24 protein-coding genes and 1 pseudogene are annotated in these 22171 nt (G+C 40.9%); 5 read left to right on the plus strand and 20 right to left on the minus strand.

Features of this window, described 5'->3' with window-relative positions; all coding sequences use genetic code 11:
* Positions 1–74: 74 nt before the first annotated feature.
* A complete protein-coding gene (locus BO18_RS30870; RefSeq protein WP_034452768.1) occupies positions 75–986 on the plus strand; it encodes a Fic family protein in 912 nt (303 codons plus the stop codon).
* Positions 987–1127: 141 nt separating this feature from the next.
* Here BO18_RS30870 and BO18_RS30875 read toward each other — a convergent pair whose 3' ends face one another.
* Positions 1128–1472, minus strand: coding sequence for a hypothetical protein (locus tag BO18_RS30875; protein ID WP_034452770.1), 345 nt, complete (start codon positions 1470–1472; stop codon positions 1128–1130).
* A 569-nt stretch (positions 1473–2041) separates the two neighbouring features.
* Positions 2042–3130 (minus strand): tyrosine-type recombinase/integrase, encoded by a 1089-nt coding sequence (locus BO18_RS30880; protein ID WP_051689340.1) that lies wholly within the window; start codon positions 3128–3130, stop codon positions 2042–2044.
* A 190-nt stretch (positions 3131–3320) separates the two neighbouring features.
* Between BO18_RS30880 and BO18_RS35400 the strand changes: the two genes are divergently transcribed.
* The 3 genes from BO18_RS35400 (at position 3321) to ltrA (ending at position 6130) form a co-directional block, all read left to right on the plus strand.
* On the plus strand, positions 3321–4247 hold the full coding sequence (locus BO18_RS35400; protein ID WP_207643597.1) for a CPBP family intramembrane glutamic endopeptidase: 927 nt from the start codon (positions 3321–3323) through the stop codon (positions 4245–4247).
* Between the two features lie 130 nt (positions 4248–4377).
* Positions 4378–4752 (plus strand): hypothetical protein, encoded by a 375-nt coding sequence (locus BO18_RS35885; RefSeq protein WP_242856505.1) that lies wholly within the window; start codon positions 4378–4380, stop codon positions 4750–4752.
* Positions 4736–6130 (plus strand): group II intron reverse transcriptase/maturase, encoded by a 1395-nt coding sequence (ltrA, locus tag BO18_RS30895; RefSeq protein WP_034443583.1) that lies wholly within the window; start codon positions 4736–4738, stop codon positions 6128–6130. Before BO18_RS35885 ends, ltrA begins: the two co-directional genes overlap by 17 nt.
* A gap of 77 nt (positions 6131–6207) precedes the next feature.
* On the opposite strand, the gene BO18_RS30900 is transcribed toward ltrA, so the two are convergent.
* Together BO18_RS30900 and BO18_RS30905 are read right to left on the minus strand one after the other, a co-directional pair.
* Complete coding sequence (locus BO18_RS30900; protein WP_034452772.1) at positions 6208–7056, minus strand: CPBP family intramembrane glutamic endopeptidase; 849 nt, start codon at positions 7054–7056, stop codon at positions 6208–6210.
* A 51-nt stretch (positions 7057–7107) separates the two neighbouring features.
* Entirely contained in the window at positions 7108–9780 is a 2673-nt protein-coding gene (locus BO18_RS30905; RefSeq protein WP_034452773.1) for a clostripain-related cysteine peptidase, read from the minus strand.
* A 127-nt stretch (positions 9781–9907) separates the two neighbouring features.
* Here BO18_RS30905 and BO18_RS30910 point away from each other — a divergent pair, with 127 nt between their 5' ends.
* Positions 9908–10207 (plus strand): type II toxin-antitoxin system RelE/ParE family toxin, encoded by a 300-nt coding sequence (locus tag BO18_RS30910; RefSeq protein ID WP_051689341.1) that lies wholly within the window; start codon positions 9908–9910, stop codon positions 10205–10207.
* A 34-nt stretch (positions 10208–10241) separates the two neighbouring features.
* Here the strand turns inward: BO18_RS30910 and BO18_RS30915 are convergent, their stop codons facing one another.
* The 16 genes and pseudogenes from BO18_RS30915 to yaaA (BO18_RS36695) form a co-directional block, all read right to left on the minus strand.
* Positions 10242–11624 (minus strand): hypothetical protein, encoded by a 1383-nt coding sequence (locus BO18_RS30915; RefSeq protein ID WP_034452775.1) that lies wholly within the window; start codon positions 11622–11624, stop codon positions 10242–10244.
* Entirely contained in the window at positions 11617–12624 is a 1008-nt protein-coding gene (locus BO18_RS30920) for an ATP-binding protein (protein WP_034452777.1), read from the minus strand. The genes BO18_RS30915 and BO18_RS30920 overlap by 8 nt, the downstream gene beginning before the upstream one ends.
* Complete coding sequence (locus BO18_RS30925) at positions 12621–14564, minus strand: DDE-type integrase/transposase/recombinase (RefSeq protein WP_034452780.1); 1944 nt, start codon at positions 14562–14564, stop codon at positions 12621–12623. Before BO18_RS30925 ends, BO18_RS30920 begins: the two co-directional genes overlap by 4 nt.
* Complete coding sequence (locus BO18_RS30930; RefSeq protein ID WP_185752650.1) at positions 14545–15201, minus strand: hypothetical protein; 657 nt, start codon at positions 15199–15201, stop codon at positions 14545–14547. The genes BO18_RS30925 and BO18_RS30930 overlap by 20 nt, the downstream gene beginning before the upstream one ends.
* Positions 15202–15864: 663 nt before the next feature.
* A complete protein-coding gene (locus tag BO18_RS30935; protein WP_034452783.1) occupies positions 15865–16083 on the minus strand; it encodes a hypothetical protein in 219 nt (72 codons plus the stop codon).
* A gap of 15 nt (positions 16084–16098) precedes the next feature.
* Positions 16099–17190 (minus strand): putative glycoside hydrolase, encoded by a 1092-nt coding sequence (locus BO18_RS30940; RefSeq protein WP_051689342.1) that lies wholly within the window; start codon positions 17188–17190, stop codon positions 16099–16101.
* Positions 17187–17753, minus strand: a complete 567-nt coding sequence (locus tag BO18_RS30945) for a hypothetical protein (RefSeq protein ID WP_034452786.1) — start codon at positions 17751–17753, stop codon at positions 17187–17189. Before BO18_RS30945 ends, BO18_RS30940 begins: the two co-directional genes overlap by 4 nt.
* A 93-nt stretch (positions 17754–17846) precedes the next feature.
* On the minus strand, positions 17847–18545 hold the full coding sequence (locus BO18_RS30950) for a metallophosphoesterase (RefSeq protein ID WP_034452790.1): 699 nt from the start codon (positions 18543–18545) through the stop codon (positions 17847–17849).
* 13 nt (positions 18546–18558) lie between these two features.
* The gene (locus tag BO18_RS35300) at positions 18559–18864 is read right to left on the minus strand and encodes a hypothetical protein (protein ID WP_051689343.1); all 306 of its coding nucleotides are present in this window, start codon (positions 18862–18864) and stop codon (positions 18559–18561) included.
* A gap of 68 nt (positions 18865–18932) precedes the next feature.
* Positions 18933–19652 carry a sce7726 family protein gene (locus tag BO18_RS30960; protein WP_034452792.1) on the minus strand — a complete coding sequence of 240 codons (720 nt, stop codon included), beginning with the start codon at positions 19650–19652 and terminating at the stop codon, positions 18933–18935.
* A 93-nt stretch (positions 19653–19745) separates the two neighbouring features.
* A complete protein-coding gene (locus BO18_RS30965; protein WP_034452794.1) occupies positions 19746–20015 on the minus strand; it encodes a hypothetical protein in 270 nt (89 codons plus the stop codon).
* Positions 20016–20110: 95 nt separating this feature from the next.
* A complete protein-coding gene (locus BO18_RS33855; protein ID WP_051689344.1) occupies positions 20111–20539 on the minus strand; it encodes a hypothetical protein in 429 nt (142 codons plus the stop codon).
* Between the two features lie 314 nt (positions 20540–20853).
* Complete coding sequence (locus tag BO18_RS33860) at positions 20854–21033, minus strand: hypothetical protein (protein WP_051689345.1); 180 nt, start codon at positions 21031–21033, stop codon at positions 20854–20856.
* 107 nt (positions 21034–21140) lie between these two features.
* Entirely contained in the window at positions 21141–21779 is a 639-nt protein-coding gene (locus BO18_RS30975; RefSeq protein WP_034452795.1) for an SGNH/GDSL hydrolase family protein, read from the minus strand.
* Between the two features lie 2 nt (positions 21780–21781).
* A pseudogene (gene yaaA / locus BO18_RS36690) lies at positions 21782–21952 on the minus strand (peroxide stress protein YaaA); the annotation flags it as partial.
* On the minus strand, positions 21939–22169 hold the full coding sequence (gene yaaA, locus BO18_RS36695; RefSeq protein WP_034452796.1) for a peroxide stress protein YaaA: 231 nt from the start codon (positions 22167–22169) through the stop codon (positions 21939–21941). The pseudogene yaaA (BO18_RS36690) and the gene yaaA (BO18_RS36695), both read right to left, overlap by 14 nt.
* Positions 22170–22171: the final 2 nt, after the last annotated feature.

Below are 22171 nucleotides of genomic sequence, written 5' to 3' on the forward strand. Positions count from 1 at the left end.
AAATAGCTTCTGATATCTTTACTTTTGGGGGATGGGAATGTAAAATAAGTAAAGATGACGGAGGCATATTTGATATGATTTCATACGAAGGTCTTGAGCGGGCACTTAAGGAAAAGGGAATTGGCAAAACAGAGCTTTCTACTAAGCTTGGCTTGTCTACTAGAACTGTAGCTAAAATTGCAAAGGGCGAAAAGTTGTCATCGAAAAGCATAATAAAGATTGCAGAGTTTCTGGGGGAAAGTCCTGATTCTTTAATGAAAACTGTATCTGATAATAAGATCCTGCAGTTGCTTCGAGAGGAAAAAGAAATAAAGCTTCCCGGGGGACTATACCATGAGCTGCAGGTAAGAATGACATATAATTCTAATCATATTGAAGGCAGCAAGCTCTCAGAAGATCAGACAAGACATATCTTTGAAACAGATACAGTTGATATTGGCGATGGTGTTCCCGTTGATGATATCCTTGAAACAGTGCATCACTTCCGTGCGATAGATTATGTGATAGATATAGCAGAGGAAGAGCTGTCAGAGGATATAATCAAAAAACTGCACTACATAATAAAGCATGACACAAAGGATTCGACGCTATCCTGGTTTGCAGTTGGGGACTATAAAAAGCGGGCTAATGTTGTTGGTGGCAGAGAAACCTCAAAGCCTTCCGAAGTTCATAAACATATGGAGGCACTTTTGCGAGAGTATAATGCAAAAGAAATTGTCACTGTGGAAGATATAATTGCTCTCCATGCTGAATTTGAATATATCCATCCATTCCAGGATGGTAACGGAAGAGTGGGCAGGCTTGTGGCTTTAAAGGAGTGCCTTAGACACAATATCATCCCGTTCATCATTGAGGATTCTAAGAAAAACTATTACTATAGGGGCCTCAAGGAATGGAGAAATGAACAAGGCTGGCTGACAGATACCTGTCTTGATGGACAAGATACGTTTATAAAGCTTCTTGATATGCTTGAAATAGAATATTAGTGTAATCTGGGAGTTGACCTTTTATATTACAGATTTGTTGAGTTCAAAGACAGTATGGATACAAGTTTGAAAAACGCAGCATGAATATAAGAACTCGGCCCAATGTAGGTGAATCAGAGGGCCCAGAGCTTTTTTCTTGTACTACCATTCGTAGTTCTTGTTTAATTGTTCTTTTGCATGTGCTATTTTCTTTTCTTGTTCTGCAATCTGTTCATTTAGGGTGGATACAGGCTGCTCTATGGCGCTAGTTAATGCATTTATTTTGGTGGAAAGTTCATTGATCTCTTTTTTCTTTTTTGATCTTTTGAAAAAGTCGAATCCATCATATGACTCAAGGTCTTCTTGAGCGATTTCTAAGGACTGTTGTAATTCTTCAATGTCTTTTGCTCCAGGGAGCTCTTTGATATGTTGTTTTATTTCTGCTATTTTATCTGAGGCATCCCGAATCTCTTTTTCTAGACTTGCCTTATATTCAGGATATCCCAATATGTTGTATTATGGATAAAAAGGGTTTTACAGTATCTGGGATAATCAAGCTTTAGAAAAGGCGGTGCAAATAGTATCGATTCCACAGCAGTTTATCTTTAGGTAGTATTCTCAGACACCTAATACAACATTATAGGTATTTCAATGTAACAAAAAGGCATTAGTGGTCATGTAAAAGTATCCGGCTTTTTTCTCTTTTATCTTAAAGGATTGTTCAGGTTTTGTTTAAACCGGGTTAACGGATTCACGCAGTATATTGTGCACCACTATATTGCGTACAATTTCATTAAATTGGGATTTAACGCAGTGATAAAGTGGTGCACTAAATCGCTTAAGTAAATCGCTTAAGCGCCTCTTGTCCATTTACATAACTTTTGCCAACTCCTTTACAAGAAGTTTGCCAATAGAGTAGAAAAGCACTCTCAGATGACATTTTTTATCTGAAGAGTGCTTATTTTTTTCATCTATATTGCCAACGATGGGAGAATTATCATTGTTTTTGCCAATGATGAGCGTATTTTATTCATGGATTTTGCCAACCATAGGCGTTTTTACAGCACTTTTGCCAATCATAGTCGATTTTTTTCATCCGGATCTGGAGCATAAACATCGACCTGTGATGCCTGTCTCTTATGTTCTTCCTCAATTGCCGCATAATGTTTGACTGTGGTATTAACATCATTGTGACCAAGGACATCAGCTACCATATATATATCGCTTGTTTTGTTATAAAGCGCTGTGCCATAGGTCCTGCGGAGCTTATGAGGCGTGAGCTTTTGGGAAAGGCCGGTGTTCTTGCCATATTTCTCAATCATATGCTGGATGCTTCTTATAGACATACGTCTATGTTTTAGAGATATGAAAAGAGCCTGGTCTTCAGCGCCTTCTAATAGAGTAGTACGCTCGTTTTTTATATAATCCTTCAAGGTGTTCCTTATTACTTCATTTATATAAAGATGATCCTCATAACCACCTTTTCTTACAATCGTAATGGAATTCTCATTGAAATTGACATCTGCAAGATCTAGTCCGGCACACTCTGACACACGGATTCCGGTATTTAAAAGAAGAGTTACGATAGCCAAGTCTCTCTTTGCGGTGATCTCAGACATTACTCTTGAGTGATAGCTGGCAGAATTAACATTTTCTACAGAATCAATAAGCTTCTGTACCTGTTCTGAATCGAGCCTCCGAATATCTTTTTTCTCCGGATCTTTCTTTTTTACAACGGCTTTAATCGTTGGATCTGCATTAAGATAGTCGTATTTAACCAGATATTTGAAGTAATTCCTAACAGCAGCCATTTTTCTGGCAATTGCACGCTCATTAGCTGGCTTTATATTGCCTGTTTTGTCCGGTTTATGGCCTGAAGCAACATAATTTTGAAATTCATTGATATCCTGCGGTCTAAGATTTTCAATTACTTCAAAAGGAATGTTTCGCAGTTCAAGATTTCTACAGATAGGATTCTTTTCTTTCAAATATTTATAGAAAAACAGAATATCCTGTGCATAGTTAAATGCAGTACTTGGCTGATATCTCAACAGGCATTCGTCTACAAAACCGTGCACATGCTGAGGTAATGATGATTTAATATTCTCTGTGTCCTGCCTGCGTTTTTGCTTCAGGGAATTGTAATATGCTGAATTCTCACCCATTTTGCGCCTCCTATAGATAGCATATCACAAAAGAGGAATTTTGTGCAATGATATTTCTGCTAAATTGCGCTAATTAAAACATCTTAAAAGTTTAGTTGCGTTTATCTAGACGGGAAAACCTTTATATTTAAACGGTAATATGTGTTACAATTATATATAGAATGATTCACTTGAAAGAGAGGGCCTTAATATGGCAGAAAGAAGCAACGAACAGAAAAACTTTTTTAAGAACCTGCACACGGATCAGTATAAATGGAATGATTTCTTTCTTATTCCGCTTATAGTGACAATTGTGATGATGTTTGTCGGGCAGACGGGATTTCTCGTAATCACTAATATTTTATTGAAACCGATTATCAACGATAACAATGTTGATTTTCTAACAATATTTCAACAATATTTAACCTTCCTGGGAATATGGATTATAGCTTTACTTTATTGCTATTTTACCAAAAAAAACAGACCAATAATTAATGCTTTAACACCTTTTTGCAAAGGAAATACAGTGAAATACCTGCTTTTAGGTCTTTTAATTGGTTTTGCTCAAAATGCATTTTGCATTATGGTGGCTTTGCTGCATAAAGATATCCATATTTATTTTGATTCATTAAATCTATTGCAGGTAATACCACTTTTTATAGTTGTATTTATTCAGTCCAGCGCAGAAGAATTACTTTGCAGGGGCTTTCTGTATCAGAGACTAAGAAGGGGATATAAAAATCCTGCTATAGCGGTTGTAGGAAATGCTCTGCTGTTTTCACTGCTGCATGCAGTTAATCCGGGAGTGTCTCCACTTGCTCTTCTTAGTATTTTTTTTGTTGGACTTCTCTATTCACTTATGGTTTATTATTGCGATTCAATATGGATGCCTATGGCAGCACATGCAGCCTGGAATTTCACCCAGAACATTATATTTGGACTTCCAAACAGTGGTAACGTATCGCCGGTTTCAATCTTTAAACTAGATGCATCTACAGCCATGGATAGTTTTGCATATAACGTAGGATTTGGTGTTGAAGCAACAATTGTAGCTATAGCACTTATAATATTAAGCAGCATTGCAGTTTATCTATGGGGAAGCAAAAATAATAAAAAGCCAACTGAAATCTGGAATTAAAAGCAATGCGCCGAACTTTCGTTCGGCGCATTATATTTATGTGCGCCTAGCGGCGCACGTTTCTAACGGGTTAAAGTCCCGAATCCGCCCGGTAGTGGGAAGGATATAGCCGAAGGCAAGGGTGTCCATCGTGAGGTGGAATCTGAAGGAAGCCGGATGTGAGGAACATACTAACTCACGGGCAAATCTCTGGTCTGACGAACAGAAATCTCATAAGAGGTCATGCATGAGGGTAAGACTGCATATCAAGCCGAAGCCCGATAACTACACGGAATCATGCATGATAGATGAGGCAGACGGATGGAGAGGAAGAAACGTGTGGTACCTAGGGAGGTCTGTGCGAAATGCTCTGAAAGGAGTAACCACTGTACAAGGAAACGAGGCGGTGCTGAACGCACAGAAGTCAGCAGAGGTCATAGTAGCCAAGAGGCGAAGGACCAAATCAATAGGAGTCTTGAGTATGACCGAGAAAGGAGGAATGACCATTTATGGCAGAAAACATTGAAAACAATGGCTGTTCGCAAAGAGATAATGCGGAACATGAAGGGTATGCGAAAGCGCGTAGGTCATTCAATCGGATATGGAAAGAAAGAGACAGTGCACAGCCGAAACTTTTAGAAGCGATACTGTATAAAGACAACTTTAACAGAGCGTACAAGAGAGTAAAGGCAAACAAGGGAGCGGCAGGAATTGATGGCATGACTATCGAAGAGGCACTTCCTTATCTCAAGGAACATCAACAGGAGCTAACCGACCGTATATTTCGTGGAAAGTACACTCCGTCGCCGGTCAGGCGAGTTGAGATCCCAAAACCAGATGGTGGTGTGCGTAAGCTTGGCATACCTACCGTGATAGACCGTACACTCCAGCAGGCAATAACCCAACAGTTAGTGCCTATCTATGAACCACTGTTTGCGGATGGAAGCTATGGTTACCGTCCAAACAGAGATGCAAAAGGAGCCATACTAAAGGTCAAAGAGTACGCAGAGCAAGGATACACATTTGCGGTGGTGCTTGATTTATCCAAGTATTTCGATACTCTGAACCACGAAATCCTTATAAATCTTCTCCGAAAGAATGTGAAGGACGAACGTGTGGTACAGCTCATAAAGCGCTATCTGAAAAGTGGAGTTATGGAAGACGGAGTGGTCATTGATACAGAGGAAGGTTCGCCCCAAGGTGGTAACCTATCGCCACTACTTGCGAACATCTACCTCAATGAGTTCGACCAAGAGTTTCTAAAGAGAGGTGTTCCCTGCATCAGATATGCGGATGACATAGTTCTCCTTGCCAAAAGCAAGCGGGCGTCGGAAAGACTCTTGGAAAGTAGTACGAGATATCTTGAAGAGAAACTAAAACTTACAGTTAACCGAGAGAAAAGCCGTACTGTAAGTGTGTTTGCAATCCGAAATTTTAAATTCCTTGGCTTTGCATTGGGAAGGAACGGAAGTGGCATATATGTCCGAGTTCATCCAAAGTCATGGAAGAAGTTTAAGTCCAAGCTGAAAGACTTATCTTCCCGTAAGTCTGTACAGTCCATCAAGCCAAGCCTAGAGAAAATCAAGGCATATGCTAGAGGGTGGCTTAACTATTATGGGATTGCCAGCATGAAGAACAACTTAGATGACATCAATGGATGGCTCTATCACAGAATACGCATGTGCATATGGATACAATGGAAATTGCCTAAGACTAAGAAGAGAAATCTGATTCGGATGGGTATACCAGAGTACTATGCACACATGGCGGCGAATTGCCGTAAAGGACATTGGTTCTGCTCCAACCTTTCTGCGGTGAAGCGAGCTATGTCAAAAGAAAGACTGATAAGCAGTGGCTTCTATGATTTAGCCACAGCCTATCAGTCTGTGCACGTCAACTATTGAAAGCGCCGTATACCGAACGGTACGTACGGTGTTGTGAGAGGACGGCGGTTAGCCACCGCCTCCTACTCTATCACGATTTAATTCTCTTTACCCCATTTCCGGTTCCAGGTTTCCATAATTTCATCCCATGCCGATGGATGTAAAAGATATATCGCAATAATGATCTGTAAAACAGATAGAATCATATTGAGAACTATATCAGAGGTTTTTAAAGTGCCTTCCATTACTCCAGCTTCAGAAACCAGATCCAAATTCATAAAAGCATAAACATCATTTATTGTATGCATGAGCATTGAAGGAAGTAAACTTCCGCTCCTGATAAATAGTGCACAGAGCAAAAATCCTGCTGTACTGGTTGAAATAACCTGTAAAAGCGCCGCCAGAAGTGTAGCACCGGCAAAAAAATTGAAACCATGAACTGATCCAAATATCAAAGAAGTCACTATTGCTATCCATATTATATGTGACTTCTTTTTATTTTGCCTCATCAGATATGACACAGGAAGTCCTCTGAAAACGGTCTCTTCAACAGTTCCTGCAACACCTGCCATTAGTACAGAGTGAAGAGTCGGTGCTCCCAAATTAGTTTTTAGAATAAGCGAAGTAATAATATCAGGAAGCAGCACGATAACAAGGATAATTAAGCCTGTAATTAACCATCTTTTAAGATCTTTTGTCTTTAGGGAACCCTCATACTCAGGATAAAACCACCTTTTATGAACAAGTAAAGTCAATAATGCTCCAAGTATCATCCCTATATACATGATCTCTTCTTTCGGAAGCGGAATCACATTTCCCAAAATTACCGCCACTATAACTGAGATAAAGTATGTAAAAAGGTACCCCCAGATAATAAGCAATATGGATCCAATAAACCAGTGTTCATTAAAAATTTTGTGATTAATGATCTTCTGTTGTCTTTCCATGCTTGAGACTCTCCTTACACATTGTTATATTATTTTAAATATCCTAACTTTTTACTGCACGTTTACTATCTTTGAAGTCATCTTTCTCTGATATACATCAGTTAAAACTCCGCCAATTATATAGTCACCATCCTCTATTGCTTTGAATTCAACCTTCGGACTGCCGCTAGCTGGTACAACAACAGGCCTTCCTTCTGTTGTAGAGCTTGTTAGCTCACCATCCTGTGTGTATCTGTCAAATACAAACTGCAGAGTGTCTCCGGCCTCCAGCTTTCCCATTCCCTTTGAATCAAGGATCGCTCCTACAGCTTCAGAGAAGCTGTTGTCATATCCGACAATAGTTCCTTCTGTCGGTAGATCGCCTTCATTCTGAACAGGATTCCACTCAATGTATAGAATAATATCTTCACCGGCAAGCTTTGCTTTTACTCTTCCATTATATACATAGCCCTCATCCGTCTTTTTTACAGGCTCTGCATCGTAGCTTACAAGCTCACCACCAATATAGACCCAATTTCCTGTGACACCAACCATTGGATGGCCCTTTGAATCATTTTTGCCAAAATGGCTTGATCCCAGATACTTCATTTCACCAGCATTTTCTACCTGATAAAGATTAGTCTTACAGTCAGCTATGATTTCCCAAATACTCTCATCTAGCTCTAGACTGTACCCTTCACCTTCTTTGCTCAAAGGAATATCCACAAGTGCCTCGCTGTTGTCATAATCTTCAAAGCCTTCTATATACCATTCTTCTTGTGTGTCATCCTGCATTTTTATGACGAGATTACTTAACATTTCTGTAGTACTGGATGAAGATAAAAGGGTTTCCAGTAGAGCGTTGGAAACGTATTCCTCGCTTTCCATTGCCTTTTTCTTCTGAGCTGCCATGATACTAAATGCATCATCATAGAGCCTGTATTCATTCTCATTTCCTAAAGCCACAAGCTGCTTTCTGGTATCTGTGTAGGCAAACGTGAATTTATACGGGAATGCAAATGCTTCACCATTTATGCCGTCTGCAGAATTCTTATTCCTATATAAGATACTGACTCTGACTGAATCTATTACCTCATCAATATCTTCATCTGCAGCAATGGTATTGTCATAATCTGCTTCTTTCAGCTTAGACAAAAAGTCTATTAGGTCAATCTGAAGGTCACTGCTAAATGCATATGCATCATTAGCTGCTACTGCTACATCCGCAAAATCCTTTTTGCTGTTCTTTACTGCGTCATCTGTTTTAGCGAATAGGCCGCTAAGCTTAGCATATGCTGGTTTTGCCAGGGATGTATCTATTAATGAAAGTGTTGATCTTGTATCAGTTTTTCCATCTGCTACAGCAGTATTAAGCTGATCAAAACAAGAAATAATATCAGTAGCAAGGGATTCGGTTGGCATAGTAGGATCCTGAGCAAGCTTACCGAAAGGTGATACATAGTACCATCCGCAGCCTCCCTCAACTTCTTCAGATGCAAGATAATAATCCGTATAAGGCTCAAGTGCAGCGGCAATTTCGATGTCCTGCATCAGGCAGGCATCAAACCCAATAAGGTCAAATTTGATACCACTATTATCTATTGCGCTGATTAGCTCGCTGACCGGCATCGTGCCGTTACCTTCTTGTCTCTTATTCAGATCATCCTGACCATACCCCATGAATACTCCGCCGCCATGATCCCAGAATAACAGCATATATCTGTCAGCCGGGTACTTCTCTTTTGCCCAGGTAAGAAAATCTGAAAGAGCTTCTTCCCGGCTCATACATATATCATCAGGCACGTCCTCTACCATGGTGAGATTGCCACCTTTTATTTCATATCTGGCCACGGTTTCATTTTTTATTCCTTTTGTAAACCATCTGCCGCAGCCGCCTGCCTGCATGACAAATGTGACTCCATCTCCCTGCTTTGTTGACTCTTTTATCTGCCTTAAATTAAGGGAAGCAAGTCCCGCCTTGTCCTCAAGGTTGGATCCTATTACATAAGTAAGAACCACTACATTTTGAGCTTCTGAATAGTCTGTGTAAAAATGTTCTCTACTTGGATCAAACTCTTTAATCCTTGCAGAACCAAGGTAATCCTCTCTTTTTATTACATCTGAGTTTCCTTCAATACCACTAAGGGCGCTGCTAATTTCATCTAGTTGCTTATAAATCAAAAGAGAAGGCGGTGTAGTACTCACAGACTGTTTACCAACTATAAAAACGAAGATTCCAATCTCAAGAACAGACACAACTACAAGTCCGGCTTTAAGAAGGAATCCAACTACTTTTCCATGCTGCTTTACAGGTCCAAGGTCAGGACGCGCGAAAGTGGCCTTTCCAAGCCCTAAAACAGGAAGAAAGACTACCGGGAAAAGAACCAGTAAAAGCGTGAAAAATTTCTTTTTGCCAAATGCCTTTGAGAGCCTGAAATAAAAACGTATTAAGAATAACTCATAAACTATTGCTGCGATATTGGTAAACATCCAGCCCTTGCTCTCCTTAGGCCCTAAGTAAATGGCTCCGAGCATAAGAATCGCCGCTATTGCAAAGGATCTGTAGAAGGTTCGCATTCTCTTAAACAGAACAGTTGAAAGCTCCCGCTCTGCAAGAAATGGCACCACAGCTGTCCATTTCTTTAAACCTGCCTTTTTGAGCACCAGGAAGTACCCAATGGACATGAGTATCCAACCTATCAGTAGGAGGGGGATATTTGAGAATAAAGCAATTATTAACCACATATGTTTTTCTCCATTGCTGTAAATAATACGTACACATTAATTATCCGATAAAAAAGTAATATTTTGACGTTTAATAGAAAAATTTTATTTTTTTTTAATACGTATACCTATTTGGGGAAACATATCTATGGACTCAGATTGCATCATATGTCCCCTGCCAACAATTAAAAAAATAAAGCACCGGGGATATACGATACCTGTGGTGGATGATCTGGATGAAGTATTTGAAACAATCTCACAGAATCCCGAAAGGCAGTTCCTTGTTGAGCAAGAGCTCTGGCACAGTGAAGGCGTCAGAAAGATCAAGGTAAAGAATTACCTGGTCTATTTCTGGATCGATGTAGAGAACGCTGCAGTACAGGTGATCGGTGTATGTTATGCAAAACGCGATCAAAAAAAGTTTCTAAAAGGTATAGATACAGAATGATGAAAAGCAGCCATTACGGCTGCTTTTCAAAATATCACTCTTCTTTGTAAATGTAAATCTGTCCACCCTTTTCTTCGGTGAGATATGTTGGAACCTGGAATAGTTCAAGTTCATCCTTCATTCCGACTCCGTTTCTATTCCATTTCAATTCATAGGACAAATTCCTGAAAAACGCGAAATAACAGAATTTGAAATGATCTTCCAATATGTGCATGGCGGCTGCTAATCCATATTTACGAATAAAGGATGGTGACAGGAGGTTCTGAGCGCAGTACCTTTTTTCCAGAGCATATTTATTATCCTCAACATTGAAGTCATCAAAGCTTCTCATGGACAAAAATCCATGAAGGTGTTTGCAGCCAATATAATCCCACAGGAACATAACTTTGGCATCCTTACTGCTGGCCTTTAGTATCTTACCTCCCATTATCAAAACCCCCTCGGATCTTCTTACTTCATCAAGCGTCATCCCTTCAATAAATCTTCTGGCAATGGTGTAAAGTATCAGGTTTTCTAATACTCTGTAATGATCAAACCGATACCTGACATTGTACTCAATGTCATCAGTTTTTATCCCATAAAGATCACACTCATTTATCAGATTGCTCCAGGATTGTAAGTCAACGGACTGTCTGTCATAGATGGCTACAAAAGGCTTTCGTCGGGCATCCTCAATAAAAAATCTTCCTCCGGATATGTCTGAATTAATAAATGGTGACGAAGAAGATGCTGCTACCAAGCTCTCATATTCATCATAAATCTTGATGCTGCCCATCTCCTCATATAAATTCGACGACATTTTCCAGTGTGTTGGAAGCTGGCCTGCTTCTAGACTTTTTTCATTAGTAAGTTCATATCCAACAGACATGGTGACGATACGCTCTAGATACACCCCATCTTTAAAATCATAATTAAAACGCTCATCTTCTCCCCATATATATGTTTGGCGATAGTCCATGATCAGTTTTTCTTCACGATGGAACGGACATTTGCTTATTCCTGACAATTGATGCAGATATGAGTGATAGCCTGATTTCATACATTCCGGGCAATAAAAGAATTTCCGTGTAATAAGCCTTGGCGCATATTTCATAAGTTTTGATAATGGAGCCATATCTGCGTGATAATCCTCTGGCAGAAGCATCTTGTTTATATTGTCTCTCCAGTTATCTTTAATAGTATATCTGGAATAGATGACAAACTCACCATCTGGCTGGAAATCCTGCTTTCTGGATGTAAGTGGCCCAATGTCCAGAAGATTCAGAGCTTCTTTGTAGCTGCATTGGCCATTTACTATCTTGAAATTTCTCATAACTGACCACAGGGATTCATGAGGCCTTACCCATTCTTTCTTCCACATGTATTTAGGCTTACCTGCCGGATCCGGAATATCTTTTATCATGGTCATATTACTCATCTGAACTTATCCTCCCATATCCTGTGACTTCTATCGCAAGTGCGATATCCTTCTTTCTAAGGAAATACTGTGGCCCTATACCGCCTGTGCCGTATGAAATGAGACATTGCAGGAACGACTGCATGAAATACTGCATAGGTATGTCCTCAACGCTGATAGAATATTTGATCTTCACCTCATTGAATGCATCCCAGTAGTCTCCAGCTATACTAAGGAATGTTGCCTTTTTGTCAGCATATGCGTATGGGAAGAAGAATTCCGCAAGCCCTACGTTGCTGTCAATAGGGAGTGCTTCGTGGATCTTGATCTTATCCAGTTCCGCAAGGCAGTATGACAGCTCTTCGCAATTTCTTATTCCGCAGAACTTATACTCGTTGAGGAAGAACCGCTCTACTATCTGGCTCTTTTTCTGAAGTATGAAAGCATTCTTTGTGCTGAGCATCTCCTGAGGAGTGCCAACAAAGAAGATCGACAGCTGTACCTGGTGCTGAAGACGCAGGGTGTTGTATATATCCATCAGCCAGTAATACTCATCACCATCCAGCTTATATGCCTCATCAATTATAAGGACCGCCTTAAAGAACGGCGTTTCTGCAGCCTTTATGGCAATGTAATTGATGACCTTTATCTTCAGTTCCAGTGCTGTTATGCGGTTATACTTTCCGATATCTATCCCAAGAACATTGAGTATACCGGCATAGAATGCTTTATCAGTGGCCTTGGTGCCATGTTCTGTAAGCGACCATACGATTATTGGGAATTCCTTGCCGTATCTTACGTGGAGTGCGTCCACAATATATGCAATGGCTGATGTCTTGCCTATTCGTGACCTGCCATATATCATTGCTCCGCACACACCGGATAATAGCCATCCGTTTATCTTGTACAAAAGCTCAAAGATACTGTTTGTTGCTATATGGAAGCTTGCAGACTGCATGTAGGAAATCGTTGCCGCAGCTGTGATGGCCTGCTGGTCTTCGTAGATACTCTCGGTTATCATAGGGACCTCCTTTCCTTATTGCTCAGCATATGTATCCAGGTCTCTTCTGACGTCATGTCCTGTACTTTTGGATCGAGAGCCCTGTCTTTTTCCCGGGCCTTTGGATCAATCGGTATAAGCTCTGCCTTCTTTTTTCTGCCTGGGCCTTTCTTTTTGGCATCCTGCTCCCGCTGCATTATATCCACTCTCGTTCTGGCTTTTTTGCTCTTTGCCGCCCTCTTTTTAAGGCTCTGTTCCAGATCAGTCAGCGGGGTTTCAAAGTCCGAATGTTCTTTCTTATTTGCGTTTGCGTACTTTATGGCCAGCTTTCTGGTGACGATCGAGTGTTTCTTATGCCCATACTCTCCTACGGCCCGTATCTTTTCGATATAATCACAATCTTCGCTGTATGCCTCAATGCTGGATATATCATCGGGATCGATCCTAAGAAAGAGCTTCTTTCCCAGAAACTCATAGTTCACAGATAAAATATCCCCGCGGTATCTGGCACCAAGATAGTTTATATGTGGCCTCTTTCCACTCTTTATGCTGCCGCGTACAGTAACCTCTTTGTCAAAAAAGAGCATCCTGTCAGCTTCCTTCTTTTCCATGTCCGAAGCTATATGGGGCAGCATCCCCTGTTCCAGACGCTCTCCCATTACCTCCAGCGGAGTCCTGTTGAGGAGCGCACTATGAGGAGTATTGTTATACTCACAGATGAGGTACTCCATGATCTGGCATACTTCATCAAATGTGATGCCATATTTTATTGCCTGCTTCCTGGCATCTTTAGCCTTGATATCCCTGCTGTTACTGCCGGTTGTCCCGGGAAGTGTATGAAACCCCTTTATTTCTATGGTCTTAAAGAATCTCTCGACTATACCCCGGGTCTCAGGCGTTGAAACTGCTCCATAGTTTAATGTAATGCCCAGCTTTTCAGTAAATGTATCCATTACATGATCAGTCAGGTGGGACTTCGCATTATCAAGCATGATCTCATCAAACATGGCATACTCAAGCTCCGGATATCTTGATGATGGGAATCCGTCCATATCCTTATTTTCAAGATCTTTAAGGGTATAATTCATCTTCCTGTGAGGGAGGATAGTATTTTTTACAGCTTTACAGATGTCGTGCTGGTTATAGTTTGTCTCCTGGCTCATGTGATAGCCGACGATACATCTGGTCGCCACGTCTATAACAGGCAGAAACCAGCATCTTTCACACACATCATTTACTTCTGTTCCATCGTCCAGCTCTATCTGGGTAATATATAAAAGATCGATCTTATGCCCGTCTATCTGGCCGCAGGAAAAAGGAGCAACAGGAGACGGACTGTAATTCTCACCATATCCGGTACTGGCGGCTTTCCTTGCTGAGTCCTCATCAGTCCTTCTGTTCGCAAGTTTTACGCACCCCGCCTCAAGTGATTTCACATAACGCCTCAATGCCTGGTATCCTTTAGACGCCGTATTTAAGGGATAATCATCAGGCCCTATGCCGATCTTAAGACACTCAGACACGAACCTGCCGTGGAGCCTTGTAAGGCTCATGTTCTTTTCAAGGGTATATTTTTCATATCCAAAATAGTTTCCCTCAATGAAAGGAATCAGTTCCTCATGGCATTCAAGGAGCTTTAAAAATCTTCCGTTCGAAGCCACACCTTCCTTATCGCCTGTTCCCTTTGTTTTTTTCCAGGGGCAGAGAGCTGCATAGCCAGTAAAATTGCCGTTTCCGTCCCTTGAGTAGCACTTAGAGACATATTTGACGATATGGCTCTTATCTATCCCGGTCTTGCTGTTGATTTCCTCAAGCGTCTCACCATCTATGTACATGTCAACGGCTCTTTTACGGGCTTCATACAGAGCTTTTCTTTCCGCAGACATTGCTTCCGCCAAAGGCTCCGGCCATATCACCCTGATATCCATGAGCTCTGTGCGGTCAAATTTTCTGTTCGCCATTACAATGCACCTCCGTTTTATACGAGATCTGTTTGTCCTCAATACCGGTAAAAGAAATGGCTCCCCTAAAATAAAGGTCTGCCAGATAGTCAAATCCTGATGAGGATGTGATCCTTCCTGCTGTTATGAGCTGGCCTATGGTCATGGGGCCTTTTATGGACAGGTACCTTAGAAAAGCATCATCTGCACCTGCATCGATACCATGTATGCGTCTGGCCTTTCCAAGCAGATATGATATATTCCGCATCCAGAATGGTCCCTTATAGATATCCTTATGACCAAGGATCTCAATGTGTTCATTAGCGCTCACTCCCCACAGGCTGAATTCATCAACTGCTTTGCTCTCATCCGGCCTTGAGATGACAAGCTGGAATGCATCCGTTCCATCCGCATAAACAACATAGACCGACGGGCAGACTGTTATCCCTCTGCCATCAACATGATATTTCTGCTTCAGCGGCCTTTCGCAGTACCAAAGCACCCGGTGGTCCATCTCAAGGCATAACAGGTTGTCAAACTGGAGCTGTCCAAGCGCAGAGATTTTGCGTGCAAGCTTTCTGCTGAAGCATACATGATAGCTCTTCATGTACGATTTGCTTCTTGGTTCTTCTAAAGGTACAGTAAACCTATACTTCACAAAGACCTCCTCTATTCTGTTTTGGCTTGTAACTATCCAGGAAAAGATGGAATATACCCCAAAAGACGCTATAACAATTAAATATTTGTTATATCTCGTAGATTTGATTGAAAAATAACCTGGGGTATGGTACGATTTGTGTACAGAAAGTGGTCACAGCCATTTGCCAGATGGCTGCAACTCTACTGTAACCTGGCATCACAAATTGCTGCGCGTCCGTCAAAACATGCTGCAATAAGTGGTGCTTTTCTTTTCCCATAAATCGAGATTAACATAATATTGATATTTAATCTACGCTTTTATGTGTAAAAGTTTATTTATTTTCGCCCATCTTTGGCAAAACTCATGTAAAATCTCCTATCATTGGCAAACTCCATGAAAAATCGACCATAAATGGCAAGCTGGGTGAAAAATTTTTACATCAAGGTTGCCAATGTACAAAAAAGGAAGCCCGAAAAATCGGGCTCCCGAAAGATCATTTATTGGCATCATTTATGAAAATGGACACTTAAAAAGCCCAGGCAGTTTTATGCCTAGGCTTTTTAAAATGCTTGGATACCATTCAATCCTCCAGTACATATAAAGCGTAGTACAGTTAATGTACCACGTCAAATAAGACCTACCTATAGCTGGCTACAACAATAGATTACAAGACACTTGCCTTTATGTTTTTTCAATATAATCCATAATATTCATCATACTTGAATATGCTAGGTCATACTCACGATCTCCCAGACTCTTATACTTTTCTGCAGTCTTTTCCATAAGCCCTAGGGCTGCTGTCCAGTCTTCATCTGTCATTTCCTGCCTGTTTTTATCAAGCGTTTTGGCAAATGCCCACAGGTCATTGCATATGTTGTAAAAGAGTTTTTGTTGTTCCACAGGTAGTAACTCCAATCATTCATTCTTAAATGCTTCCCATTGGTACTTGCAGCTGGGATTCCATATGATCCAGGAATACACTCCATTGTCATTTACTGCTTTTATCTGATCCTTCACTTCCTCTACGCCATACTTCCTATAGTTCTTTAGATAAGAAGCCGTAAAGCCTTGAAGCCATGGACGTACTTTTGCCTGAATCCTGTCTCCATTTGGATTGACTGTTGCAAGCTCTGTGGCAGAATATTTCATGGCTGCATCTATGGTCTCATAAGGGTACAGATCGGGATAGTCTTTACCCATTGTTCCCTCATAGTAATGGGATGGATAGATCATAGGAGACAGGTACTCGCAATTCATTGATAGCCATGAATACTCCTGTCCTACTATATTCCTGTCTACCTTGGAATTTATTACTGTTCCAAACACATCAAGAGACAGTGGCATTCTATTTGCTTTTAGAGGCGCATGGGCATCGCGAACAAATTCATATATGGCATGTCTTCTGCCATACCCATTCATCCCGATATCTTCCTCTTTTATCCCGGTCGGAAATCTCACATAGTCGAACTGGACTTCATCAAAGCCAGCTTTCTGACATCCAAGTGCAACCGCTATAAGATACTTCCTTGCATCTTCATTTCGCGGATCGATCCAGTTAAATCCCTTATTGTCTTCATAGATTTCCCCATCAGCAGTCCTTAGCATCCATTCTGGCTTTAATTCATCAATAAATGGATCCCTAAAAGCAACACACCTGGCGATAACATAAATGCCGTGCTCATGTAAGGTTTCAAGAAGCCCCGGCATGTCTTTAACTAAAATGTTTTCTACTCCAAGCCCATCAATAAGCTCTGAGTCCATGTCAAAAACAATGTTTCCTTCATCATTTTTCACATCTATGACCACTGCATTGATGCTGGTCTCATCGATATGCTCTATTATTTCATCCATCATATTCTTCGTCCCTGCCACATAGGCACTGACGTAGATCCCATGAATCTCTTTTTCCTCATCCTGCTGTGCATTTACAACACTTCGATGTTGAAATAACAAGCATACTGTAAGTACAAAGCCTGCTATTAACCTGATACATCTATTATTTCTCATCCGAGAATTTTTCCCTTAATCATTATATTTATTATTGACATTACTATCATCACTAGTACCAGCGGTAAGCATCCGTCTATATATCCTTTAACATATGGAAGCTCATAATACAGGACATAGCATATAAGACTTATTATGCCAGCAACAAGCACTACTACTGCAAGAATAGCTGCTTCTTTTACAGAAAAAGCTCCAAGAGCATACATGTAATTACAAATGGCAGCTTCCAGCACCACCCATCCGGTAATTATGAAAAGCTCAGATGTGACCTGTCTGTGGAATACAATCCTGGTCATTGCAAGCAGTGCCATATAAAGAACTATCCCACAGGCTATGATTAGAACGCCCTTTATGCCTTTATTTTGCATTTCTCCTGTTGGAACAGCCATCTCCCTTATTGTAAAAAACAGCCCACTTATTCCTGAAGCAAATGCCAGGATCAAGAGTATATTCCCTACAAGGCTCCCCTTCGGAGCTGGAGGCTTAAAAACTATAAGCCACCACGCCAGGTAAAATATGCTACATAAGACCATAAGCCAGTTGCCAATAAGTATCTTACTCATCTGTTTTCTTCCACCTTGTCTGATCTCAAAAATCTATCTCCAACGCTATAAAGCTTTTCACTTCTTACTTTCTCATTATCAAGTCTCATTGTTTCACCTTAATATCAGCTGTGGTTTAAAATCCAGGTAATCCCCTGACACCAGGCTATACTTTACACCATTTACATTGCCTTTAAGGCTGTCATTGAACCTTTCTTTTCCATGGCAATGGGCATAGATCACCTGCTCTGCTTCATATACCTCTGCCATCAGTGTAAACCTGCTCTTCTTTTCCCAAAGCGATGTTGGCGGATAATGCAAAAACATGATGAACTTCTCATATCCGTCAGCTCTTGCTGCTTCAAATGACTCTTTAAGGCGTTTTGCCTCTCTTTCCACAAGCATGTCGGCATGTTCCTTTGTTCCGATGTTTTCAAAGCAAAAGCCCTTGGTACCTACAAGTGCGTAGTCACCATATGGATAATAGTTATTTTGGAGAAAGAAAAGCCTTCCTGCATATAGTTCATTCAGCTTTTTTGTCTTCTTTGCATCCCAGAATGTGTCATGATTTCCGCGGATAAGTACTTTCTTTCCCGGAAGGTTCTCTATAAACTGAAGATCCTCTTTGCAGTCCTCTAGTTTTCTTCCCCAGCTGTGGTCACCAACCAGGACCAGTGTATCTTCATCAGTGAGAATCTTATTGCAGTTCTTTTCTATTTTCTTTTCGTGGTTCCTCCACACCTTCCCAAACATATCCATTGGCTTGTCTGCCTGAAAGGAAAGATGAAGATCTCCAAGTGCATAAAGCGCCATATATCTTTATTCCTTATTTAAAAAGGCTTGTCACCGTGTTCATGATAGTCTTGTTCTTAAGAATTTCATCCAGGATACCGCTAAGCTGTGACTTTTCGCCCTTTAAAAGAGCCATTGCAGCCTTCTTGGTATCAGAATCAGCAGCCCTGTATAGTTCAAGGAGCTTTTTCTCTGTTGCTGTTATCTTTACAGATGATCCTGTAGATGTTGATTTCTTTGCGGTTGTCTTCTTAGCCGCAGGCTTTTTGGCTGCCGAAGTAGTCTTTTTTGTAGCTGTCTTTTTTGCAGTTGTAGCTGATGTTGTTTTTGCTGTTGCCATTGTTATCCCTCCAATACTCTTAATTCATGAATGCATATGAGTCTATTACTTTATATAGAAGATTCTTTTTATCTTCTACGCCTTCTTCTCTTCTTTTTTGTGAAGTTCCTCGCTTTAGATGCCTGTTCTACCATCAGTTCCAGCTTCTTTTGAGGATCCGTTTCTTTTTCTATGGCCTTTTGGAGCTCTCCCTTGCGGTATTCTCTGATCTGCTCCTGCACAGTATTGTAATCCCGGTCAAATAGAAGCTCGGAAATCTTTTCATTCAGCTCAGCCTCATTGATCTTGTCAGGAATCCTTTCAAGTATCTTTTCTATGACAAAATCCTTACTCTTTTCCTTATATTTAGGCATGTCTGCCCACATCTGAAGCTCATATAATTCCGGTCTCCACAGGATGGACAATTTCTTCTTGAGATCACATTTAGGATTGCCTTGAGGTCTTCTAAGAATATAGAAATCAAGATGCCCATCTACCTCTTCCACGGTTATGATACCCCAATAGTCCGGTACATGCTCTTCTATGTGCATCGCATGAGTGGTTCCCACTACCACTATGTTGCGATCAAAGTACTTATCATAGTCCTTTACCTGCCTTGAAAGCCTTGCATATGTATCTGCATCTGACTTAATCTCAATGCCCCAAAGGCTATCGGGGGTGATCATAACGATATCTGCCCTGGACCTACCCATGGTCTTTTCTTCGATTATTCTGATCTTTCCAAAGGACTCTTCTAAGAAATCAAACAAGGGCTCTCGAATGTCCTTATCAAGAATGGTCTCTCCCATAATACTCATTCCCAAAATCAAGCTGCATGGATTGTTCTTTCCCCATACAAAAATAATACCTCCGACAAAACTGCCGTAGGTATATTATATCGTTTATTTGCTCTTTACACATATTTCATGTGGCGATTTATTCAATTCCATACCGGAGAGCTTTCCGGATAAAACAAATAAGAAATAGATAACCAGTACTCCTGGTGAATCCCATGTTGTAATTGCTATTATTATTCCAATAATCCATATGATCGCAGATGCAGAGCCCTTTGATTTGTGCATCTTTGGCATGTTGCCATAATAATCTTTATGCTCATAGTTCTCATAAAAGTATCTGTCATCATCGTTATGGATCCAATCATCATTGTTCATATGTTCGCCTTTAAATACTTATATCGATTGAAACATTTCAAACGCAAAAAAGAGCTCTAAAGCATATGCCTTAAAGCTCTTTAAAACCATCATTATTATAAAACCTGTTTCCCGCCAACATATAGATGATTTCCATTGGCAGTAACTCCGTCCAGGTCTCCATCAAATTCAGATATGTAGCTATCCCCGGTTAGCGTCCATGTGCTGCCACCCTTAAGGTTAACTGTCACACTTCCTGCATCCCCGGCTTCATTGATTGCACCTTCATATGTGCTATTACTTAGGTTTATCTCAAGGCTTGAGATCTCATCAACTGTTATGTAGCCCTCCAAAGCCTGGTTGGTAGCATTCAGAGTACAATCCCCACCATTGCTTCCATCTTTCCCCCATCTGCCTGCAGAAACAATGAGCAGACTTCCCTCATCTGACAATGTAAGGTCTACATTATTCAGATTTATGGTACTGGCAGTATTAGTACAATAGAAAATGGCTCCGCTGTTTGAGGTCATGTTTCCGCCATTCATGGTGAAAACGCTTGTACCTTCATCAGCATCACCCGAAGCACTTTGATAGAGAAGTACATTTGCCTTTATACTTCCTTCTTTGGTGGATTGATCGTTTCCTGTTAGCGTACAGTCATTAAGGGTAACGCTGTTTTTTCCCTCTATGATAACTGCTCTGGAATTCTCTGAAATGCAATTGGCATTGCTGACTGTGATCTCTGCCGTGCTGTATATTGCAGGGCATCCACTTGAGCCAGTAGATGTATAAGTTCCACCATCAACGACGAGTGTCCCTCCGCCTCTGTCTGATCTTATTGCTGCCTTGCTGGCACTTGTTACTGTAAGATTATTTGCGTAAAGAGTTCCTCCTCCTGTGCAGAATCCGTCTCGGTACTTGTGACAGATTCTGTGGTATTAACACTCTCTTTTGCATCGACTATATTTGTACTTTCTCCGCAGGCGGTAAGCATTATGCTTCCACCAACCAGCAGAGCTATAAGTGTTCTTCTTTTCATGATAAAAACCTCCTGACTATCGTTGTCGTTACGATAATCATAGAGGCTCTTCCTAAAATTTCCCTTAATGTTCTTTTTCTTTTAATGCTTCTTTTGCATCCTCTCTCTTATAAGACAGATTTAACCACCTTGCTCAGTTCCTCAGCCAAAATCCTGTGTCCCTCCGGAGTAAGGTGAAGCGAATCCGTCTTTGACGGGTATATATACTGAGCCGCATCAAAAAAGATGCAGCCCTTTTCGTCAGCAACTTTTTTATAGCATTCCGGAAATTTTCTCGATTCTTCTATAGCCTCTTCGTAGAAAGCTCCATAAAATGGGGACGTCCTTATCCCCGTTCCAATCTCAGGTGGAGACACAAGTATGATCTTGGGGACAAAGCCTTGTTTCTCTGCGGTAAAATCCTTGATTACATCAACCAGCACTCCGGCATTGTCTGCTATCTGCGCGGCAGTTAAATGAAAAGTATACTTAAGATCATTGCTGCCAAGCATCAGGATCACTATGTCAATCGGTTTATGTGAATTAAGGCATGGTCTTAAGTAGTCAAGGCCATTTTTCCATCCGTCAATTGGGTCATCATGAATTGTTGTTCTACCATTGCAGCCTTCCTCTATAACTGCATAATCATCGCCCAGAAGCATCTGAAGTTTTCCCGGATATCTAACCTCTCTCGGATATCTCATTCCGGTCTCCGGAACATATCCGTATGTATTTGAATCACCATAGCAAAGAATTGTCTTTAGCATATCTACCGCCTCTCAAAAACTATCTCTCTGTCTCCTGACAAATCATCTCTGTAAACATAGCCAAGTCTGTTGAACTTCTTAATCCCATCAGGATCCTCAATCTGATTCTCAGCCATGAACCGAACCATTTCTCCTCTGGCCATCTTTGCATATGTTCCCTTAATGACAAGTTTTCCTTTTACCTCCCCAGAGATTTTGTAATTCTTCTCGGGACCTCGCTCTGAGCCATTTGAGAATTTCCTCTGTCTGATTCAGAAAAACAGGAAGTCCTTCGTGAGCAAGTGTATCTGTGTCTGTATTCATTTTCTTGGCAGGTGATAGAATGATTTTCAATTTCAACTCTCCCAAAGCGATGTTGGCGGATAACGCAAAACATGATGAACTTCTCATAT

Source organism: Butyrivibrio sp. AE2032 (genome assembly GCF_000702965.1).